The 16,004-nt window shown below is 60.4% G+C and carries 24 protein-coding genes; 3 read left to right on the plus strand and 21 right to left on the minus strand.

Annotated features, from left to right (window positions below):
• Positions 1-67: 67 nt before the first annotated feature.
• From FO013_RS19335 to FO013_RS19410, 17 genes are all read right to left on the minus strand, one after another.
• A complete protein-coding gene (locus FO013_RS19335) occupies positions 68-610 on the minus strand; it encodes a phage tail tube protein (protein WP_143924194.1) in 543 nt (180 codons plus the stop codon).
• 1 nt (position 611) lies between these two features.
• Positions 612-794 (minus strand): hypothetical protein, encoded by a 183-nt coding sequence (locus FO013_RS19340; RefSeq protein WP_143924195.1) that lies wholly within the window; start codon positions 792-794, stop codon positions 612-614.
• Between the two features lie 67 nt (positions 795-861).
• Positions 862-1,215 carry a hypothetical protein gene (locus tag FO013_RS19345; RefSeq protein ID WP_143924196.1) on the minus strand — a complete coding sequence of 118 codons (354 nt, stop codon included), beginning with the start codon at positions 1,213-1,215 and terminating at the stop codon, positions 862-864.
• Between the two features lie 45 nt (positions 1,216-1,260).
• The gene (locus tag FO013_RS19350) at positions 1,261-1,605 is read right to left on the minus strand and encodes an HK97-gp10 family putative phage morphogenesis protein (protein WP_143924197.1); all 345 of its coding nucleotides are present in this window, start codon (positions 1,603-1,605) and stop codon (positions 1,261-1,263) included.
• On the minus strand, positions 1,605-2,054 hold the full coding sequence (locus FO013_RS19355) for a DUF6093 family protein (protein WP_143924198.1): 450 nt from the start codon (positions 2,052-2,054) through the stop codon (positions 1,605-1,607). Before FO013_RS19355 ends, FO013_RS19350 begins: the two co-directional genes overlap by 1 nt.
• Positions 2,051-2,419, minus strand: a complete 369-nt coding sequence (locus FO013_RS19360) for a hypothetical protein (RefSeq protein ID WP_143924199.1) — start codon at positions 2,417-2,419, stop codon at positions 2,051-2,053. Before FO013_RS19360 ends, FO013_RS19355 begins: the two co-directional genes overlap by 4 nt.
• Before the next feature lie 78 nt (positions 2,420-2,497).
• Positions 2,498-3,595, minus strand: a complete 1,098-nt coding sequence (locus tag FO013_RS19365; RefSeq protein WP_143924200.1) for a phage major capsid protein — start codon at positions 3,593-3,595, stop codon at positions 2,498-2,500.
• 26 nt (positions 3,596-3,621) lie between these two features.
• Positions 3,622-3,963, minus strand: a complete 342-nt coding sequence (locus tag FO013_RS19370; protein ID WP_143924201.1) for a DUF2190 family protein — start codon at positions 3,961-3,963, stop codon at positions 3,622-3,624.
• Position 3,964: 1 nt separating this feature from the next.
• Positions 3,965-5,002 (minus strand): hypothetical protein, encoded by a 1,038-nt coding sequence (locus FO013_RS19375; RefSeq protein WP_143924202.1) that lies wholly within the window; start codon positions 5,000-5,002, stop codon positions 3,965-3,967.
• Positions 4,999-6,054 (minus strand): phage minor head protein, encoded by a 1,056-nt coding sequence (locus tag FO013_RS19380; protein WP_186293218.1) that lies wholly within the window; start codon positions 6,052-6,054, stop codon positions 4,999-5,001. Before FO013_RS19380 ends, FO013_RS19375 begins: the two co-directional genes overlap by 4 nt.
• A gap of 13 nt (positions 6,055-6,067) precedes the next feature.
• On the minus strand, positions 6,068-7,621 hold the full coding sequence (locus FO013_RS22505) for a hypothetical protein (RefSeq protein ID WP_186293219.1): 1,554 nt from the start codon (positions 7,619-7,621) through the stop codon (positions 6,068-6,070).
• Between the two features lie 17 nt (positions 7,622-7,638).
• Complete coding sequence (gene terL / locus FO013_RS19385; protein ID WP_260848281.1) at positions 7,639-9,129, minus strand: phage terminase large subunit; 1,491 nt, start codon at positions 9,127-9,129, stop codon at positions 7,639-7,641.
• 304 nt (positions 9,130-9,433) lie between these two features.
• Positions 9,434-10,204, minus strand: a complete 771-nt coding sequence (locus tag FO013_RS19390; protein WP_143924204.1) for a hypothetical protein — start codon at positions 10,202-10,204, stop codon at positions 9,434-9,436.
• Positions 10,197-10,457 carry a hypothetical protein gene (locus tag FO013_RS19395; protein ID WP_143924205.1) on the minus strand — a complete coding sequence of 87 codons (261 nt, stop codon included), beginning with the start codon at positions 10,455-10,457 and terminating at the stop codon, positions 10,197-10,199. The genes FO013_RS19390 and FO013_RS19395 overlap by 8 nt, the downstream gene beginning before the upstream one ends.
• Complete coding sequence (locus tag FO013_RS19400; RefSeq protein ID WP_143924206.1) at positions 10,454-10,714, minus strand: hypothetical protein; 261 nt, start codon at positions 10,712-10,714, stop codon at positions 10,454-10,456. The genes FO013_RS19395 and FO013_RS19400 overlap by 4 nt, the downstream gene beginning before the upstream one ends.
• Positions 10,711-11,361: an HGGxSTG domain-containing protein gene (locus FO013_RS19405; protein WP_143924207.1), complete on the minus strand. Its 651-nt coding sequence runs from the start codon at positions 11,359-11,361 to the stop codon at positions 10,711-10,713. Before FO013_RS19405 ends, FO013_RS19400 begins: the two co-directional genes overlap by 4 nt.
• Positions 11,361-11,570 carry a hypothetical protein gene (locus tag FO013_RS19410; RefSeq protein ID WP_143924208.1) on the minus strand — a complete coding sequence of 70 codons (210 nt, stop codon included), beginning with the start codon at positions 11,568-11,570 and terminating at the stop codon, positions 11,361-11,363. The genes FO013_RS19405 and FO013_RS19410 overlap by 1 nt, the downstream gene beginning before the upstream one ends.
• An 84-nt stretch (positions 11,571-11,654) precedes the next feature.
• Here FO013_RS19410 and FO013_RS19415 point away from each other — a divergent pair, with 84 nt between their 5' ends.
• Entirely contained in the window at positions 11,655-12,509 is an 855-nt protein-coding gene (locus FO013_RS19415) for a hypothetical protein (RefSeq protein WP_143924209.1), read from the plus strand.
• Positions 12,510-12,712: 203 nt separating this feature from the next.
• On the opposite strand, the gene FO013_RS19420 is transcribed toward FO013_RS19415, so the two are convergent.
• Both FO013_RS19420 and FO013_RS19425 read right to left on the minus strand, forming a co-directional pair.
• Positions 12,713-12,931: a hypothetical protein gene (locus FO013_RS19420; protein WP_143924210.1), complete on the minus strand. Its 219-nt coding sequence runs from the start codon at positions 12,929-12,931 to the stop codon at positions 12,713-12,715.
• Positions 12,928-13,281: a MerR family transcriptional regulator gene (locus FO013_RS19425; RefSeq protein ID WP_143924211.1), complete on the minus strand. Its 354-nt coding sequence runs from the start codon at positions 13,279-13,281 to the stop codon at positions 12,928-12,930. Before FO013_RS19425 ends, FO013_RS19420 begins: the two co-directional genes overlap by 4 nt.
• A gap of 64 nt (positions 13,282-13,345) precedes the next feature.
• On the opposite strand from FO013_RS19425, the gene FO013_RS19430 reads away from it, so the two are divergent.
• Entirely contained in the window at positions 13,346-13,777 is a 432-nt protein-coding gene (locus FO013_RS19430) for an Hsp20/alpha crystallin family protein (RefSeq protein ID WP_143924251.1), read from the plus strand.
• A gap of 643 nt (positions 13,778-14,420) precedes the next feature.
• On the opposite strand, the gene FO013_RS19435 is transcribed toward FO013_RS19430, so the two are convergent.
• Entirely contained in the window at positions 14,421-14,687 is a 267-nt protein-coding gene (locus FO013_RS19435) for a hypothetical protein (protein WP_143924212.1), read from the minus strand.
• A 229-nt stretch (positions 14,688-14,916) separates the two neighbouring features.
• Between FO013_RS19435 and FO013_RS19440 the strand changes: the two genes are divergently transcribed.
• Complete coding sequence (locus FO013_RS19440) at positions 14,917-15,612, plus strand: HIRAN domain-containing protein (protein ID WP_143924213.1); 696 nt, start codon at positions 14,917-14,919, stop codon at positions 15,610-15,612.
• Here FO013_RS19440 and FO013_RS19445 read toward each other — a convergent pair.
• Positions 15,575-15,862, minus strand: coding sequence for a hypothetical protein (locus FO013_RS19445; protein WP_143924214.1), 288 nt, complete (start codon positions 15,860-15,862; stop codon positions 15,575-15,577). The genes FO013_RS19440 and FO013_RS19445 overlap by 38 nt on opposite strands.
• Between the last annotated feature and the right edge of the window lie 142 nt (positions 15,863-16,004).

A 16,004-nucleotide genomic window follows, 5' to 3' on the forward strand; every position in this document is an offset into this window, starting at 1 on the left:
CCATGTAGGTGTGCCTGTGGGCCGGCCATGGAGTAACCGACCCACAGGGGTCTAGGTGATCCGAAGATCAGGGAGTGGTGCCAGCGACCTCAGCGTCCAGCCATGCCTTCTGCGGCAGGCCGACGATATGGCGCTTAATGAAGCCGCCCTGGTCCTGGGGCTTCTGTGGGTTGTCGACGAGGAGCTCGTAGCCCTCGACAGGCTCGCCTGCAACGAATGGCTCGAGGGCCTTGAGGCCGGTCTCGCGCTCGTAGAGCCAGACGATCGTGCCCTTGGCTTTGAGCATCTGGTAGAGCTGGTCACCGATGTTCTCGTCGGATCCGGCGGTTCCCTCTTCGGGGAGGCCGGTGGTCTCGTCGAAGTATCGGAAGATGTCGAACTCAGCCGAATAGTTCGACGTCGACAGCGCCTGCACGTTGCCTTCTTCGCAAAGTGCCTTTTCGTCAACGGTTTCCGATGCGGATGGCCCGACAGTGTATGTGGAGGCGACGATGCGGCAGGATGCGTCAAGTCCTGCTTCGAGTTCCGCGATAGTCGGGGCCTCGGGGTCGGCGGGCTTGGTGGGTAGAATGACGACCTTCTTGCGGGCGTCTGCGAGTGAACGTGGCATGTTATTTGCCTCCCTTGATGATTTCTGCGGTTGGTGGTACGACTTGCGGTGCGGGCCGCTGGGGTGCGGTTGGTGTCTTTGGGTCTCGGGCTCTGAGATAGGGGAAGATCTTGAGGTGCTGTTCAGGCACCTTGACCTTCTTGCCGGTGCGGGTATCGACCGCATGTACGAACTTGGCTGCCATGTGGGGCTCCTTCGGGCATTAAGAAAGGCCCCTGCGGATGCAAAGGCCTTGATGGTGTGGGGACGGTTTACGGTTGGGCGAATATGAACGACAGTGGCTGGTAGAACCTGTTCGGGCTCACCGACGTGTCGTACTGGATGGGGACGTGCGGATCCGTGTGGACGTATTCGCCACCGCCTGGGACTGTCACTCGGTTGAGTTCCTGCACGACGGCCTGGGATAGGTTGCGGACCGTGCCGACGGTGCTTCCTGCGACGGTCACATTGAGTGATCCCGCTGTCTCCGGGTCACAGAACGCGATCGACTGTTCAGCGTGCTCACGAAGCGGCTGCGTCCACACGGCTAGGTATGGAGCCACCCAGCCGCCCTTCAGGAGTCGAACATTTTCGACGACTCCCTCGTGAACGTCCTCACCGATCATTTTCAGTTGGTTGAGCGTCCACGTGTTGAGGGTGATGATGTCCGTTCAGATCACCTCCCCCATCAACCACTCCATGGCCTTCTCGAAACCAGGAGCGCGACGATCGAACGCCGGACCCAAGAAGGGCTGTGGCGCCATCACTGAAGTCCCATGCTCAAGATGAATTCCGTACGAGGCCGTAGGGCCGATCTCGGCACCTACTCCCCCACCGTCCTCATTGAGGTCGTACCCGATGGAGTTCTTGAGGTTGCCGGTATCGACGGGCGCGAAGACCTTCGCGTCGTTCGTGATGTCAGCCGCGGTTTTCGCGACAGCATCTCCGGCCATCTTCTGAGCCTTCTCCCCGGCGTTGCGCAGGTCGGCGCTGAGGCTGGCGAAGTCGTCGGCCATTACGCGGCCCTCGCTTCCTGTCCGTTGACGTCCTGGCACAGGTAGTCCCTGGTCCAGTTCGTGGTTCCGGATTCGGCTACGAGCACCTGGAATTCGCGACCGTTCAGTGCCGGGTCGTCGGGGTTGTCGAGGATCTGGATTGTGTCCCCGTAGTGCAACCATGTTGAGGCGATGGGGACGCTGATCCGGTGGGATGCGATGATCTCAACGCCGTCGGCGACCGTGACTGGTCTGGATGATTGGGTGAGGAACTGGGCCGAACACGGTGCATGTTCCCACTTGGAGGCATAACTGGGACTACCAGCGCCACCGGGAGTCCAATCACCCGGAGGACTGACTGTGAAAGCACTGCAGTCCCCAGTGAGGAACCCGTAGGCGGTGGGACGCGCATGTGCGCTCCACCCATCCGGAATGACCTTGAGGCGTCCTCGTGCGGGGAGCGGACTCATAACCGCATCTCCTCACTCTCCTGGCGTCCGGGCCCGGTGAGGTCGAACGCAGTGAAGAACGATTCGAGTTCCGCGACTTCCTCTTCTTCCTTGGCCCGTTGCCGGAGTGCAGCCGCGTGCTTTCGCAGAGCATCAGCAACCTTCGCACCGTCGGTAGATCTGTCCTGGGTGGAGATGACCTTGGAGATCAGAGCCTCAGACGAGGCGATCACGTCAATGGCATCCGCGGCGGCACGTTGGACTGAGCCGTCGGTGATGCCGAGGAAGCCTTTTAGTTGATCGTCGGTGAAGATCTGGTTCTCACCCTCGTCCAAATCCCCTGTGAGGAGCCGGACTTGTTGCACTGGTTCCTTGTAGTCGACCATTACAACTTCCTTCGTCGTGCCGTTCCCCGCCCCACACGATGGCAGTCAGTGCGGAGCGGGGACCGTGCTCAGTTGGGGTCAGGCCGCAGTGCCGGTGGAGGCGTAGGCGACGAGCGCCTTACCGTCGACATCCTGCAGACCCTTCGCGGCACCGTCGACGGAACGACCGCGGAAGTCGATCGTGTCGTCGTGGTAGGAGCCTTCCTCGAACGGGATCTCGCCGCCGCCGACCCGGTTGCCCTGGTCGCGCTTGGTGCGAATGTCCACGTTCTCGTGGCCGATGAGCTGCGAGTGGATGACTGCCGGGTGGTCGCTGGACTTGTTCGCCAGCAGGTACCAGGTCTTGGCACGCTTGTCGGACTTGTCGATCTTGACCAGCCACTTCGCGACCTGCACAGTAACGAGACCCCGGAACGGGTTCTGCATCTCCGTGGTCGTCTCCTTGGTGCCCTCGGTGACCTTCAGCTTGAGAACGTCCGCGTTGATGATGCGGTTCGCTTCAATCTGCATGGACGGCGGCACGAGAAGCACGAGACCCGTGGTGTCGACGAGGTCGCCACGGTGGTCTTCCTTCAGCGCGAACGACTCGACAGCGGCCTGCAGGTTCTCCGGCGACAGAGGCTTGTTGTCCACCGCGGCGAAGAAGTCGGCACGCGGTCCGGTCTCCGACACGAACGTCTCGAACACATTCCGGTTCGAACGCTCCGTAGCACCGTTACCGAGGCGGCGAGGGAAGTCAGCCATGTCGGTGAAATCACCGGACAGGGCGAGCTCCCACGTGTACCCGAAGCGGCGACCGAACTTGCCGACCTTGTACTCGACCTCGAGTTCGTCGAGGGTGTCAGCCTTGTACTCTTCACCTTCGCCGACGGGGTCGAATTCGGTGTTGCCGAACAGGTCGCGCAGCTTCTTCGGTCGGAAGTCGGGAACCTTCTTCTCGATCGCGAACGCTTCGTACTCCTTGACGGCGTCCTTCTGAGCCTGGATGGCTTCGACTTCGAACCCCTTCGACAGGAGGATCGGGAAGTCGCTGGTGGACATGGCCTCACGGAACTGCGCGAGGGCCAGGTTGGTGCCCTTCTGGGCTTCGTTGAACAGCTTCGCGGCGCTGAGCACCTTCTGCTTCATGTTGGGGGCTGTGCGGAATTCCGCCTCAGCCAGCAGATCAAGTTCCATTGTTATCTCCTAAGAGTGTGGTGGGGTCAGGCGCCAGCAGGGGCGGGCGGGACGGCACCGAACGGTGCGACTTCGGCGGGGCCGGTGCCGGTGGCCTTGGCCTGGTTCGACACACCCCAAGGGGTGTCGTTCGCGGTTGCGGTGAGACCACTGGAGCCGAGGTAGACGACCTGCCCTTCGGTGAGGGCACCGGTGACGTCGATCTCCCAGGAGCCGTCGAGCCACACGGTGACTCGGTCGCCCTGTTCGGCGTCGATGAGGGCGACACCCCGGTAGGCGCCGATCGCGACAGCCTGACCGGACTTGTAGGCCTTGTCGGCGGTGAGGGCGATGTGCTTGTTCTCGGGGTACTTCTGGTTCTTCGCCATGTCAGGCTCCCTTCAGGGCTGTGAGTTCGTCGTACGACGGCAGCTCAGCTTCGGTGGCAGTGGTGTCGGTGGTGATGGGTCGGGACTCTCCCAGACCACGAACCTGACCGGTACCGGCTGTCTTGGTTTTGTAGTCCTCGGCGAATGTCCGGGCCTCCTTGATCAGGTCGTCCCCGGTGGCGTCGGATTCGGCGAGTCGGTCGATGAGCAGGTCCTTGACCATGCCGGGGTCGACTCCGTCGAATGCTTCCTCGACGACGTTCGCGACCTCAGCGCGGCGGGCTTCCTTCGCCTTGGCGGCCTTGAGTCGGGCGATTTCGGCCTTGAGTTCGGCGTTCTCCTTGCGGAGTCGCTCGAGTTCACTGCCGGCGCCGTTGCCACCGCCACTGTTGGGTGGTGTGGGCTTCTGCGAGTCGGCTTCGTCGACCCGGCTGGTATCCGTGATTTCGTCAGCCATTGCGGCTGCCTCCTTCGTTTCGGAATGGATGTGATCCTCCTCAGCCGGGGCCGAGGCAGGTGTGTTTGGGCGGAAGATCTCCGCGATTTCGTCGAGGGTGGACGGGCGCTGGGATTCGAGGACTTCGAGGACACGACCGCCACGGCCTGCACGGGTTACGAAGTCGATTGAGCGGCCTTCGACGAGGCGCTTCACGATGCGGCCACCGTCAGCTTCTTCGACTTCACCGGAGGCGCGGATGCTGATGCCGATTTCCTCGCGCATGGATTCGAGGATGGGCCGCCAGTGTTCGAAGATCTTCGCCTCAGCGACGAGAGCGCCGTGCTTGTCGTCCCAGCGAGCGTCTTCGGTGAGGACGCCGGCGAGATCCTTGATGGATCCTTCGGGGCGTTCCCAGTCCTGTGCTTCGGTGGCGTGGTCGACCATCATCATGGTCCCGGCAGGGAAGACTCGATCTTTTGCGGCTGCTTCGAGCACTTCTTGTGGGTAGGATCCGGAGCTGCCCTTGCCGGGTGAGATGGCTTGTATGAGCCAGCGGCCGCCTTCTTTGGTGAGGGTGCCGGATTCCTTGATCTGGGTCATGGGTTCGCCTTCCTGCGGAGGTCTGCGAGTGAGGTCGCTTGGTATGAGGGTCGCCAGGCCAGGTTGTCGACGCGCTTGGTGAGATCAGGGAGTGCAATCTGTCCGTCTTGGAGCATCCGGTACCTGTCGGGGCCGAGGGCAGCGATGGCGTCATGGGGGTTCGTTTCCATCCAGTCCGTGACACTGGGTGTGAGGTCGGGTGGTTCCTCAATGTCGGGAAAGCCGAGGTCTGCCCAGGACTTCGTTTTCGGGATGAACGTGCAGCGTCCGTTCTGGTGATCAAATGGGCCCGGGGTATCGGGTGGGTACTCTGAGCCGTGCTTACCAAGGCAGGACGGGCATGTGCGGGATGAGAGTTCGGCGTGCCAGACGACTGCGGTCACGGCAGGGTTGGCCATGTTCTGTGCCCGGTTCGCGGCTCTGTGTGCGTCCAGCTGTTCAGTGCGGGCGATACGCATTGCGCGAGTCAGTCCACCGTTGAAGCTCGATCGCGTGCGCTTGAGCATTTCCCTGGCTGCACGGTCGGGATGCCAGCCGCTGGGGACGGCCCGGATCAGTGCGGACTTCATGGCGTCGATCGCGTCGTCGGCCAGTGGCAGCGATGATGCCTGGATCTGGCCGAGGCTTCGTTCGATGATCTGTTCAAGTGCTGGCTGGTCAACGCGGGTGAACGATGGGAGGAGCTTGGAATCGACGGGCGGCATCTGGGATGCCGCCACCGAGGTGGTGAGGTCCGCGGTGCGCTCGACGACTTCGCGGATCGAATCCTCGAGCAGTGGCCCGATCTCGGCGGCGAGTTCCTGTAGCTTCGAGGCGGTCATGGCGAGTGCTCGTTGGGTGCGAGCGAGCTGGGTGATCTGTGCCGGGGTGAGTGGCTCACCAGCGGCACGACGGGCCAGCACGACGGCGATGGTGTCTTGCCACTCTTGGGCGATCTCCTGCCAGGCTTGCGCCCACCGTGCAGTCAGCGCCCGGGTAGAGGCATCGACGTAGTCGTCGACGACTGCTCGGAGTTCGGAGGCCCGGCGTAGCGTGAGTTCGTTGATTGCCACGCCGGCACCTCCTCTACTTCTTCTTAAGCGCCTCGGCTGGATTCTCACCACGGTTGAACGCATCGACCGCGGCATCGCCTGCCGATGTGTTCGGGTCAATGAAGTTCCCGGCATCATCTGTCCACGCTTCGAGGATCTCGTCCACGTCCCGCACGCCGAGTGCGCGGAGCAGGAGTCGCATAGTCTCCAAGGGTGGAAGCTTCTGTGTGGCGTCCGCGTCGACGATGGCCTTGACCATCTGGTCAATGGGAGTGTCATCTAGCTCAGGCCAGGAGAACGTGATCGTGCGATCATCGGGGTTACCCAGTGAGATCTCTCGCTGCTGCGTATACGGGTCCACGGTGACGCCGCCCTTGAGCGGTCCCTGTGGTGCGAGGACGGCTTGGTCGATGACGTGGTTGAGGATCGCCCGATATGTTTCGGTCCACACATCCCGACGGGACTGCATGGAAAGCCGTGTGGGCTGGTTCAGTGTCTCGGCGACTGCACGGGCGCCGGTCTGTCCGGGGTCGGACATGAGTGTCGTGACTGGGATGCCGAAGGCGGCAGCTACCATCGTCGCCAAGGGTCGACCGGACTCTGCGTCCATGGTTGCGCCAGTCTTTGGGACGGCTTCGAGCTGCGTGCCAGCATCCATGCCGGCGACTCCCCCGGCCTCAGTGAGGCTGTTGAGTTGGGACCGCATTTGCTGGGCGCCGGACTTCTTGCCCGACATTCTCCACGCGATGCGGGCCAGGGACTTCATGAGCTTCGCCCAGTCGTCAAGGAAGCTCGTGTAGGCCCTTGCCCAGGGTAGGGCTGGGTGGGCGTCGCCGAGACCGAACTTGCCCGTCCGGTTCACGGCCGTGTGGTAAACCGAGGCAGACCAGTCGACGGGTTCACCATCAATGACGGGGAACTTCTTTGTTGGGTCGTAGTTCAGTGCCGGATACCAGACGGTACGCTGACGAGTGGTGACCCGGGCTGTGCGTTCCCCGATGCGGGACTCAACGTAATCGCGGCGGTAGAACCACGGTTCTGATGCGTCTTCGGGGTTCATGAGGATGTCGGTGACTTCGAGGGGGTCGAGGGTACGCACACGAACGAATCCGGTCTTCGGGTCCGTGAAGAGGATCGTGTACATGTTGCCGTCGGTCGACAGTTGCTTTTCAAGCTCCTCATGAGACTGGGCCCCAGTGAACGCGGAACGGTTGCCCCGGTCATCAAGGAACGCCTGGACGACCTTGTTCACGTCCTGTGTGCCGAGCTCTTTCCCATCAGCGGCCTGCACTCCAATACCGCCGTTGCCGTGAACGTATCCAGTGCGGACAGCGATAGCGCGAGCGACGAGGGGGTTGGCGATGGCCATGACGCGACACATCTGCGCGGAACGCTTGCGCCCCTCGGGGGTGAGATCCTTCTCGGTTTCCTGGCCGATGCGAGACCAGCCGGCATCTTCACTGAACATTCGAGATAACTGGTCGTAGGATTCTTCTAGTTTGAACGCCAGCGTGTCGACTTCGCTTTTCAGTCGCTTCACTTCCGGATCTGCTGCTTCTTGGAGGCCAAGCCAATTGAGTACACCCATGCGGGCCTCCCTTCGGGTTAGAAGTAGCTGATTGGTGTGGCGTCATCCGCCCATTCCTCAGCGACAAGTTGGTCCTGGTCGATGAGGTCGTGGAGCAACAGGTAAGAGATTGCTTGGGACAATCCGTCGATCGTGTCGTCGTTCGCGGAGTTCGGGAACGCCGTCGCTTCGCCCAGCAGCTCAGTGACGTTTGGAAGCAGAGCAGCTTCAGGGAGAATCACGTTCTGTGCGAACACGAAGGGGCTGATCGCGTTGGCACGCGCCAGCTTGGAACCTTCGGGTTCGATCGGGATCATGCCGGGAACAGTCTTCGCGAGATTCGTCATCACCGCGGGGCCGTTCGCCTTGTCCTCGATGATCTTCGCGCCGGCTTGCGGCCACCTCGCAGTCATGGCTTTCACTGCGTCGACGGAGGCATTGAAGTTCAGACGGTCACGAACCTGGTCGAGAAGGTACGCGTTGATACCCACGCGCAACCACACTTGACCGACAACAAAGTCTGAGCCCTTGGTGTCCTTGAACGTCATGTCCCAGGATTGGATGAGCTCGTAACCGTTCTCGGCCAGGCCAGGGATGATGCGCGAACCGTCGGGTCGTTCAATCCACGGGGGCTGCGAATAGCGTGCCCAGCCCTCCTCTGGTGGGAACACACCGCCATCGTCTGGTGTCGGTCGGCCCTGATACAAGGCGGCGAATGTGCGCGGCCCGGATTCCTTCTCACGCTGCGCCCACTGCTTCTGCGTGCGCCCACGTGCGGAGATCATGTACTCCCCGGGCTCGCGGCCGAGGATGTCCGACTCGCCCTTCTCGGGGCGATGGTCTGCGCGGGCAGGAATGTTAAGGAACTTCCAGTCCGAGTCCGTCTGTTTGAGTAGGCGGCCGGCGAGGTCGTCGTCGTGCCAGCGTGTGAGGATGACGACGACGGAGGTGCCGGGTGCGAGGCGGGCAACTGCGACATCGGTCCACCAGTCCCAGACGTTTTCCCGTTCGGTCGCCGAGTCGGCTTCCTTGCGGTCCTTGATTGGGTCGTCAATGATGATGAGGTCGGCTGGTTGACCGGAGCCCGAGCCGCCGATGGACGTGGAGTACACGCCGCCGATGTGGTCCTGGATCTTCCATTCCTGCACGGACTTGTTGCCCTCTTGGAGGCTAACTCCGAGTTCAGGGTGTTCGGCGATGGCGTTGCGAATGGAGCGGCTGTTGCGTTCGGCGAGTCGCTGCGAGTAGGACGCGGAGAAGATGCGTGTGTCCGGGTCTTGGGTAAGTGCCCAGATGGGGAAGTCTTTCGCTGCCCTGGTGCTCTTGCCTTCTTGCGGTGGCATGCTGATGATGAGACGGGCGTCGTCGGTGGTGTAGCAGTCGATGAGGGCTTGGTCGATGAGGTCGAGTGCCGGAGTCTGGAGGGTGTTGGGAGTGATGACTCGGGCGAGTTCTCCGGGTGATTCCCATTTCGGCCCGGTTTGCGTTTCCAGCTTGTCGGCGAGCGCCGTCATCCAGTCGATGGACACGGCGCACCTCCTGTGTTGACGTTTACCCCGCTTTGAGTCGAGTACGGGAAACTCGAACCACGGCGAGGTAGCGAATCCCGGTGCCGGTGGCTGGTGTGTCTTCCGCTGGCGTCCGGTGAGTAGCCGTTCACTGGACAGCAGCGGGAAGCTTGAAGCCCCCGGAGCCAGCGGTGAATGAAGTCGCGGCTGCAACGGGGGCGGGGAACGCATTCGCCGGGTAGAAAGGTAGTAAACACCCCGTGAATGCGAAAGATGGACCGAACCTCCGGAGAGACTTCAACCCATCTATCTGAAAGACTATCCCCTAACTCGCCTGTAGTCCAGAAACACGCCGGGACTTTCCCACCCTGATGAGGACTTCCTCGAATCGGAATAACAGCGGCGCCGTGTTCCAGTCTCCATCCTGACCCACTGGGGATAATCCTTCGTGCTCGCCCAGCTTCCCTGACTGTCGATCGCGCTCGTCGACCTCGAGCATCTTGAGAATCTGCCTCGGCGTGATCTTCATCCCGTGGACCTGCATGAGGACTGCAGCGCAATCTTTCGCGGTGAGATCCATACTGGCCGTCTGTACCTTGAGCCGGTCCTGGCCCTCATTCGGGGTATAAACAGCGCCGTCGACAACCACCTGAGTCTGATCATGTCGGGCATAGACGGGTTTGCCGTTATGCCACCCGCAGAACCGTCGGTCGTCGATGTGGCGGTCCATCACGGCGAGAAGGCCCGAGATTCCCTCTCTGAGTTCCATGATGAGGTCAGAGCAGGCGGGATGCAGGGCGAGCCAGCCTGCGCGCTGGTAGAGCCATGCGGCAATGCTTGTGGGTTCATCTTTGCAGTCGATGGTGTCGGGCTTCTCTTCGGCCACCAGGAGAGTCCAGGAGACGAGTACGCCCTTGAGTTGGGAGCGGGCTTCGAGCATGGCGTCTGTCATGGGGTACTTGATCTGTCCGGTGCCCCCGCTGCCTTCGCTGGCCCCGTATTGGGAGATGGGTGCTGTTGGTTCGATGGTCTCGATGGCGTCGGAGACCTGGTCGCACAGGTTGCGGATGAGCTGGGCTGGTGCCGGTTCAGGCATGTGGTCTCCATTCGGCTTTCAACGTGGCCCGGATGGTGCCGGTGGTGTGGGTGATGGTGAAGTCGGCGATCCGTCCGATACTGATTTGTGGTGCCGCGCCGGACATGAATAGTTCTTCGACAACTTCGCGTTCGTACCGGATGCCGGTCACGTGCACGTTGGAGTAGAGGCGCTGGGACTCTTTCACGTCAACATCCGCGCCCACGGTGGACAGCGGCATGGTGTCGATCGGCAGCCACGGGTTATCGTTCATGGTCGTCCTGCTTTCTGCATATCGGTGACTAGTCGTTCATAGGTGTTGGCGATGAGTTCCGCGGCGGCCACCCAAGTCATCGCACCCGCACCGGCGGTGTTCTCGGCTTGGTGAATGCCGTCGTCGTAGATGGACTGCGCGTGGGCTTTGATGGTCATGCCGCTGGGTGTGGATCCTGCTGCGTGGTGTTCGACTGCGAGGAGGCCGGCTGCGCGGCGGATGCGTTCGCGTTGGGCTTGGACCTGCTGGATCGTCATTTGGGGCCTCCCCCGACGTTGCGGAGGATCTTCGGGATCTCGGCGGCCGCAAGCTTCATCTGCTCGGGTGTGGCACCGATCGCGGGCAACAGGGCGGTGATGACGGCTTCGAACTGTTCGCCGGTCCTCTCGGCGATGCGGACTTGCCGTTCATCCACGCCGGCCTTGAGTGTTTCGCCCGCATACCGTGCGAGCTGGTCCTGCGCTTTGTGCAGGAGCGTGTAAACGATGTGCTGGCGGGCTTCCGTGGTGGTCTCGTCGATCATGCCCTGCGAGTTCACACCCTCAGTGTGCTTCGTGGTCCCCCACCACAGTTCACCGTCGGTCTCGAGGAGTTCGACCTGGTGCCGCAACCATTCGACCTCCCCGGCCTTCGACGCGACCAGGTCCAGGAGTGCTTGTGCCGGGTCGAGGTCGGTGTGGGGTGTGCCGAGGCGACGAGCAACGCGAGTGAGCTTCTCTTGCTCGACAGTGCGGGCGGCGGCTTCCTTGGCGACTCGAGTCGAGCCTCCGTGCATGCGGCAGTGGCTGGAGCCCTTGATGGGCCTGTTCTGGCATTGGTTGCCGGAGCGGCGTGATTTCGCCCAGCAGCGGGTCTTATCCCACCCGGTGCGGTCAATGTTCTTGTTTGGTCCGTTGCTCGCCATCAGAGTCCACTCAGTTCGGTGGTGACGTAGATGGTGGCACCGTTCGGAACCGAGTGGACGTGATTACCAATGGTCAACGTACTTGTGTCGTTGCTCTTATTGAGGGTGATGTCGTGAAGGATGCCGCGTGAGCATCGTCCGAGGGCGGCGAGCGTCGGGAGGGTGACGGTCTTCCCAAGGGCCTCGGCGGAGAGATTGCGAACTATCATGCCCGTAGCATGCGCGTCCGCGTAAAGGAGTTAGAAGTGCCGACACGCGGGTACGGAAGTAGTTTTCCGGGATAGGATGCTGGGATGAATGAGGATGAAAAGTGGCGGCCGGTGGTGCCGACTGGACGCGAAGACATACTCAACGAAGAATTTCCTAGTTATCTGCGGGAGGCGGTTTTCCCGTGGCTGGCAAAGCAGGCGAAAGTCAATGGCGGTTGGGTCTACGCTGACTTCTTCGTTGAGTTTCAGAACTCGTATAGGGATTCAATAGGTTTTCAATCTGGCGGTTATCACGACTGGAGGAATACGATACTGCCCCACATCCGCACGCTGGATGACGAAGATTTCACGAATATAATCGACTTTGCTCTCTCTCGATCGCGGTACCGCAGTTCTAACGAGGAGCTTGAGAATAGCTTGAGTAACGGTGGCTCCGCTTGGACGATTATGCCGTGGGGTACGAACGCGAATCGTTTGGCGCGTCGAGTTGCTCCCGGTGTCATGAATTCCGTCCGGCCGGCGTTGTCCGCGCAAGACTCAGCCTCGATCAAATTGCAAGAGGCCTGGCATGACGCGTATGGAGTCGCTCCGAGGGCATCGACCGCCTTTTTCCACGCAGTTGTTGCAGTAGAGATTGCTGCGCTCTCGGTGATCGACGCAGGTACCGATGAACCGACAATGGCAAATTTGTTCTCGATACTTGAGTCTCCTAAACCGAAGTGGCAGCTGGTCTTCCGTGACAATGAGAAGGCACCGGGTGGCAAGACACTCGCTGCAATGCTTCGGACTCTGTGGAGAGGACACGGTAGCCGACATGGCAGCGCAGACTACAAGGACGCGACCCTTAATGAAGCACGGGCCGCAGTGATTCTCGCGGCCACTCTCGTCCAGTGGTTCACGTCCGGTGTGATCGTTAAAGTTGATGCAGAGCACAATTGAATCTCATCCTGATCACTATCCGCGCTGAAGTTTCACCAGTTCCGGCCCGCTATCCCCGATAACACGAAGCCCCAGCGGCATGCTCGCTCGTGCGCTGCGTTGTTCCCCTGAGCGCACGTATCGTCCGCTGTCGAGCAGCCAGCGGCAGAGTCGATGGAAAGAATACTGCAGCTTCAGGCTGTAGCTGGACACGGTTACTGACTTTAGATCGGCGCGGATTCGTCGTATCCGTCTTCGTCGTCGATTTCCACGCCGATGGTCTGTTCGGCAATGTCACCCGGATCTGCTTCGCGAATTGTGTCGGCGCCAAGCTCTGGCTCGTCGAGACTCTCAGCATCGAGACGCATGGCATCGTCGATAAGTTGTTCGGACCAGTCCGGCTCGGGTACTTCGATACCGGGTCGGTTGTTTTCCGTCGTCATTGCGTCCTCCTCAATTCGTACCGAAGCGAGTCGTTCTCATCCTGCAAATCGAGAATGATTCCGATGCTAGCGAGGTTTGCCCCCATGTCAACCAGCTCTCGCACCCTCCGCAATCGCGCAATGTCTCCTCGGTTGTACCGACGAGTGCCCCCATTCGTACGGGATGGTGCGACGAGCCCCCGTGACTCGTACTGGCGTAGCGTCTGCACTCCCATGCCTGTCATTTCCGCGACCACAGAGATAGAGAAGGTACGTCCGCGGGACGCACCAACCACAGCGAAGAACTCTTCCAAAAGTTTTCCTCCCGTCCTCTTGACGAAGTATCTTCTATCAGCTAAATATATGTGCATCAGATGATATAGATCATATCATCTGGAAAGTTTTCACTATCGAGTTAAGGAGGTTTCAGCAATGATCATGATGCGCACAGACCCATTCCGAGAAGTCGAACGCCTGAGCAGAGAAATCTTCGGAGCCACCGGCACAACTGCCCGCCCCGTAATGATGCCCATGGACGCCTGGCGCGACGGCGACACCTTCCGCGTCGAACTCGACTTACCAGGAATCGATCCTGACAACATCGACCTCGACGTTGAGAACAACGTCGTCACCGTCAAAGCCGAACGGCCCGCCCCCGACCATGGGGAGTCTTCAGTCGCTGCTGAGCGGCCCCGCGGAACTTTCAGCCGTCAGCTTGTCCTCGGCGACAACCTCGATACAAGCAATATCACGGCGGACTATGACGCCGGCGTGCTCACACTCAGTATTCCCGTCGCGGAGTCAGCGAAGCCTCGCAAGATCGCTATCAACTCGGGTTCTGCTGAACCGGCAGCCATTAGCGCATAGTGCCCGCAGGTGGTGTGTTGTCATGCAGAACACGTATGCGCCAGATGACCAGCTGGGTATCGATGCTGCGTTCTGGGCGATCGTCCTCGGCGACCGCGAACTGCGTGACCTAGACAAAAGTCATCACGCGAACAGGGAGCCACGGGTCATGATTCGCTGCGGGTGTCGGGTCTTCAGGCGTCCCGACCCGTGGCGCCAATTCAGGTCGCTTAGTACCTTAGGATCCCAGGTTGCCGCTCGCCGAGTTATCGCTTGTCAGCGTTCTCCTCCCCGGCTTAAGGACGCTGACACCACCGACGAAAGGAGGTAAAACCTTTCCGTATCTAGATTGATCTATGCAGCCGTGTGGTCGCGCCCGCCATTCTTCCTAACTGTGTGCTCGACGCATGATGCGCGGCAGTGACGCCACAATGACGGTGAAAACGAAGCGGGCCCGCACACGGCCTCCCCTTCTGGCCCCGGGTTAATCCCCGGGGCCAGAACATGTTCTGTTGAGACACGAGAAGCGAGGAGAACTTGATTATTAGTCTTTTGGAGAAACTGTTGATTGTCTGGCCCTGGCACGCTCGAGCACTCATCGTCAAAGCCATCTCATCCCGCCGTCGACCATCGGTGGGCGAGCAGCCGATGCCGCTTGACCGTCTCAGGACCCCGTAAGCAACGCGTTGACCAGTTCGCGGGAAGTCTCGTCGTCGGCTTCTATGCCGACGGTGTCGTGTAGGTATGCTCGAACGCGTTCGACGCTCTCGTCGCTTTTGAGTGTGCTTCGTTGCCATCGCGCACCGTCAACGAATGCTTCCCGTTTGTGTTCACGCAATGCATCCAACGAGTATGAATAACCAAACACGTCGAACTCCGGCTCTGGGTAGCTATGACCCGCGATTTTTGCCGCCTCTGCCTCCCAGCTCATCACCTATTCCCCCTGCTTTCTATTCTGTTCTGGCTGTCTTAGTAGTCAGATTTATACCCCTAGTTGATCCTTAGATCCAATTCATCGATTCCCCGAGGATCATTTGCCTCCATCTCCTGCTTTAACGGTCGATTCACATGATGGGTGCGTATAGTTATGCCACTTTCCACTTACTGAGTGGCTTCCCTTGCAAGGCTTCCGTTCCGACTCCTCAGGAAAGCCTGAAATAGTGAACAGACGGGAAGTGGAGAATTTTTGTTTCGCCTTGTCGTTACAAACCGAGGCAGCAGATTGTAATCCCAACTATGGCAGACATGGAGGTCTCCTCATGTGGGAGGTAGTAGGCGTCCTACTGGGCATTGCCCTTATATGCTGGTTAGTGGCGAAATTCCTGGCGCCATCAAGTCCTCGACAGCCTGTCGACGCCGTTGCACCGAATACCTCCGATCTGACCAATAGCGGCGCTTCGACCAGCGAAACGTGGCTGTCGAAAGAAGAAGCTGATTCTGAACTGGTTCGTGACTTCGCTGGAACACTCGCTTTCCGAGTCGAACGTCGCGAAGGCGAGTACCGGTTCGTCAGTGAAGAGTCCGGTAAGCAGCCCGCCCCCGGCAACCTGGCCCTGGCGAGGCTCGGCATCTTCTACCTGAACGTTCGAGGGTGGAAGAACTACCCCGCAGCACGGTTGAAGGTTGGCGAACATGTTGACCTTCGGCGGGAGCCCGAGAACAAGTACGATCCCAATGCGATTGCTGTCGCTCGTCCTGGTTCGAAACACATCTACGGCTACGTCAACCGGGGGTTTGCTCGGCGTCTCGCGAAACAGATCGACGCCGGCGAAGAGTTCGTAGGGGTGGTGATGGGGCGGGCGGGCATCACGGTCGCGGTTATGCCGGGTGAAGTCGCTGTGGAACTGGACCTGTAGCTTCCGCCGATGCTTGCGTGCATCGCTCATCGTCGCCTCCGTTCAGTCCCAGGCGTTCGTTGATGATCCCGCCCACATCGGAAGCCTGCGCATCGAGCGCGAGGAGCATCAATTGCCGACGCCATGCGATGAGGTTCTCGGTGCGTTTCTCATGCGCGAGAGCCAGAAGCGCCTGAGCGACTTGGTAGTCACCGTTCGGTGCGTCAGTGTTCGCCTCATAGTGGTGCGGGTTTCCGGGTAGCGAGTTCATGGTCGTAGCTTGCTCCTCTCCGTAAAGGCGTTGCCACCCTCGACACGCTGCTCTGGCACCTTATTTTGCAGGGGGTTGCCGATTGTTGAACGGCTCTCAGGGGGTGACGATGAGGCCCTGTGCGCCTCTGTGAGACGTTTTC

The sequence above is a fragment of the Brevibacterium aurantiacum genome, assembly GCF_007558825.1.
GTDB classification, from domain to species: Bacteria; Actinomycetota; Actinomycetes; order Actinomycetales; family Brevibacteriaceae; genus Brevibacterium; species Brevibacterium aurantiacum_A.

Coding starts and splice junctions, on each gene's coding strand:
- FO013_RS19420 (WP_143924210.1), bottom strand. CDS start 12,931: ATGACGACGGAAAACAACCGACCCGGTATCGAAGTACCCGAGCCGGAC.
- FO013_RS19395 (WP_143924205.1), bottom strand. CDS start 10,457: ATGAACGATAACCCGTGGCTGCCGATCGACACCATGCCGCTGTCCACC.
- FO013_RS19425 (WP_143924211.1), bottom strand. CDS start 13,281: ATGCACATATATTTAGCTGATAGAAGATACTTCGTCAAGAGGACGGGA.
- FO013_RS19410 (WP_143924208.1), bottom strand. CDS start 11,570: ATGATAGTTCGCAATCTCTCCGCCGAGGCCCTTGGGAAGACCGTCACC.
- FO013_RS19340 (WP_143924195.1), bottom strand. CDS start 794: ATGGCAGCCAAGTTCGTACATGCGGTCGATACCCGCACCGGCAAGAAG.
- FO013_RS19345 (WP_143924196.1), bottom strand. CDS start 1,215: ATGATCGGTGAGGACGTTCACGAGGGAGTCGTCGAAAATGTTCGACTC.
- FO013_RS19375 (WP_143924202.1), bottom strand. CDS start 5,002: ATGACCCAGATCAAGGAATCCGGCACCCTCACCAAAGAAGGCGGCCGC.
- FO013_RS19355 (WP_143924198.1), bottom strand. CDS start 2,054: ATGAGTCCGCTCCCCGCACGAGGACGCCTCAAGGTCATTCCGGATGGG.
- FO013_RS19335 (WP_143924194.1), bottom strand. CDS start 610: ATGCCACGTTCACTCGCAGACGCCCGCAAGAAGGTCGTCATTCTACCC.
- FO013_RS19360 (WP_143924199.1), bottom strand. CDS start 2,419: ATGGTCGACTACAAGGAACCAGTGCAACAAGTCCGGCTCCTCACAGGG.
- FO013_RS19365 (WP_143924200.1), bottom strand. CDS start 3,595: ATGGAACTTGATCTGCTGGCTGAGGCGGAATTCCGCACAGCCCCCAAC.
- FO013_RS19405 (WP_143924207.1), bottom strand. CDS start 11,361: ATGGCGAGCAACGGACCAAACAAGAACATTGACCGCACCGGGTGGGAT.
- FO013_RS19400 (WP_143924206.1), bottom strand. CDS start 10,714: ATGACGATCCAGCAGGTCCAAGCCCAACGCGAACGCATCCGCCGCGCA.
- FO013_RS19350 (WP_143924197.1), bottom strand. CDS start 1,605: ATGGCCGACGACTTCGCCAGCCTCAGCGCCGACCTGCGCAACGCCGGG.
- FO013_RS19435 (WP_143924212.1), bottom strand. CDS start 14,687: ATGAGCTGGGAGGCAGAGGCGGCAAAAATCGCGGGTCATAGCTACCCA.
- FO013_RS19415 (WP_143924209.1), top strand. CDS start 11,655: ATGAATGAGGATGAAAAGTGGCGGCCGGTGGTGCCGACTGGACGCGAA.
- FO013_RS19370 (WP_143924201.1), bottom strand. CDS start 3,963: ATGGCGAAGAACCAGAAGTACCCCGAGAACAAGCACATCGCCCTCACC.
- FO013_RS19390 (WP_143924204.1), bottom strand. CDS start 10,204: ATGCCTGAACCGGCACCAGCCCAGCTCATCCGCAACCTGTGCGACCAG.
- FO013_RS22505 (WP_186293219.1), bottom strand. CDS start 7,621: ATGGGTGTACTCAATTGGCTTGGCCTCCAAGAAGCAGCAGATCCGGAA.
- FO013_RS19445 (WP_143924214.1), bottom strand. CDS start 15,862: ATGAACTCGCTACCCGGAAACCCGCACCACTATGAGGCGAACACTGAC.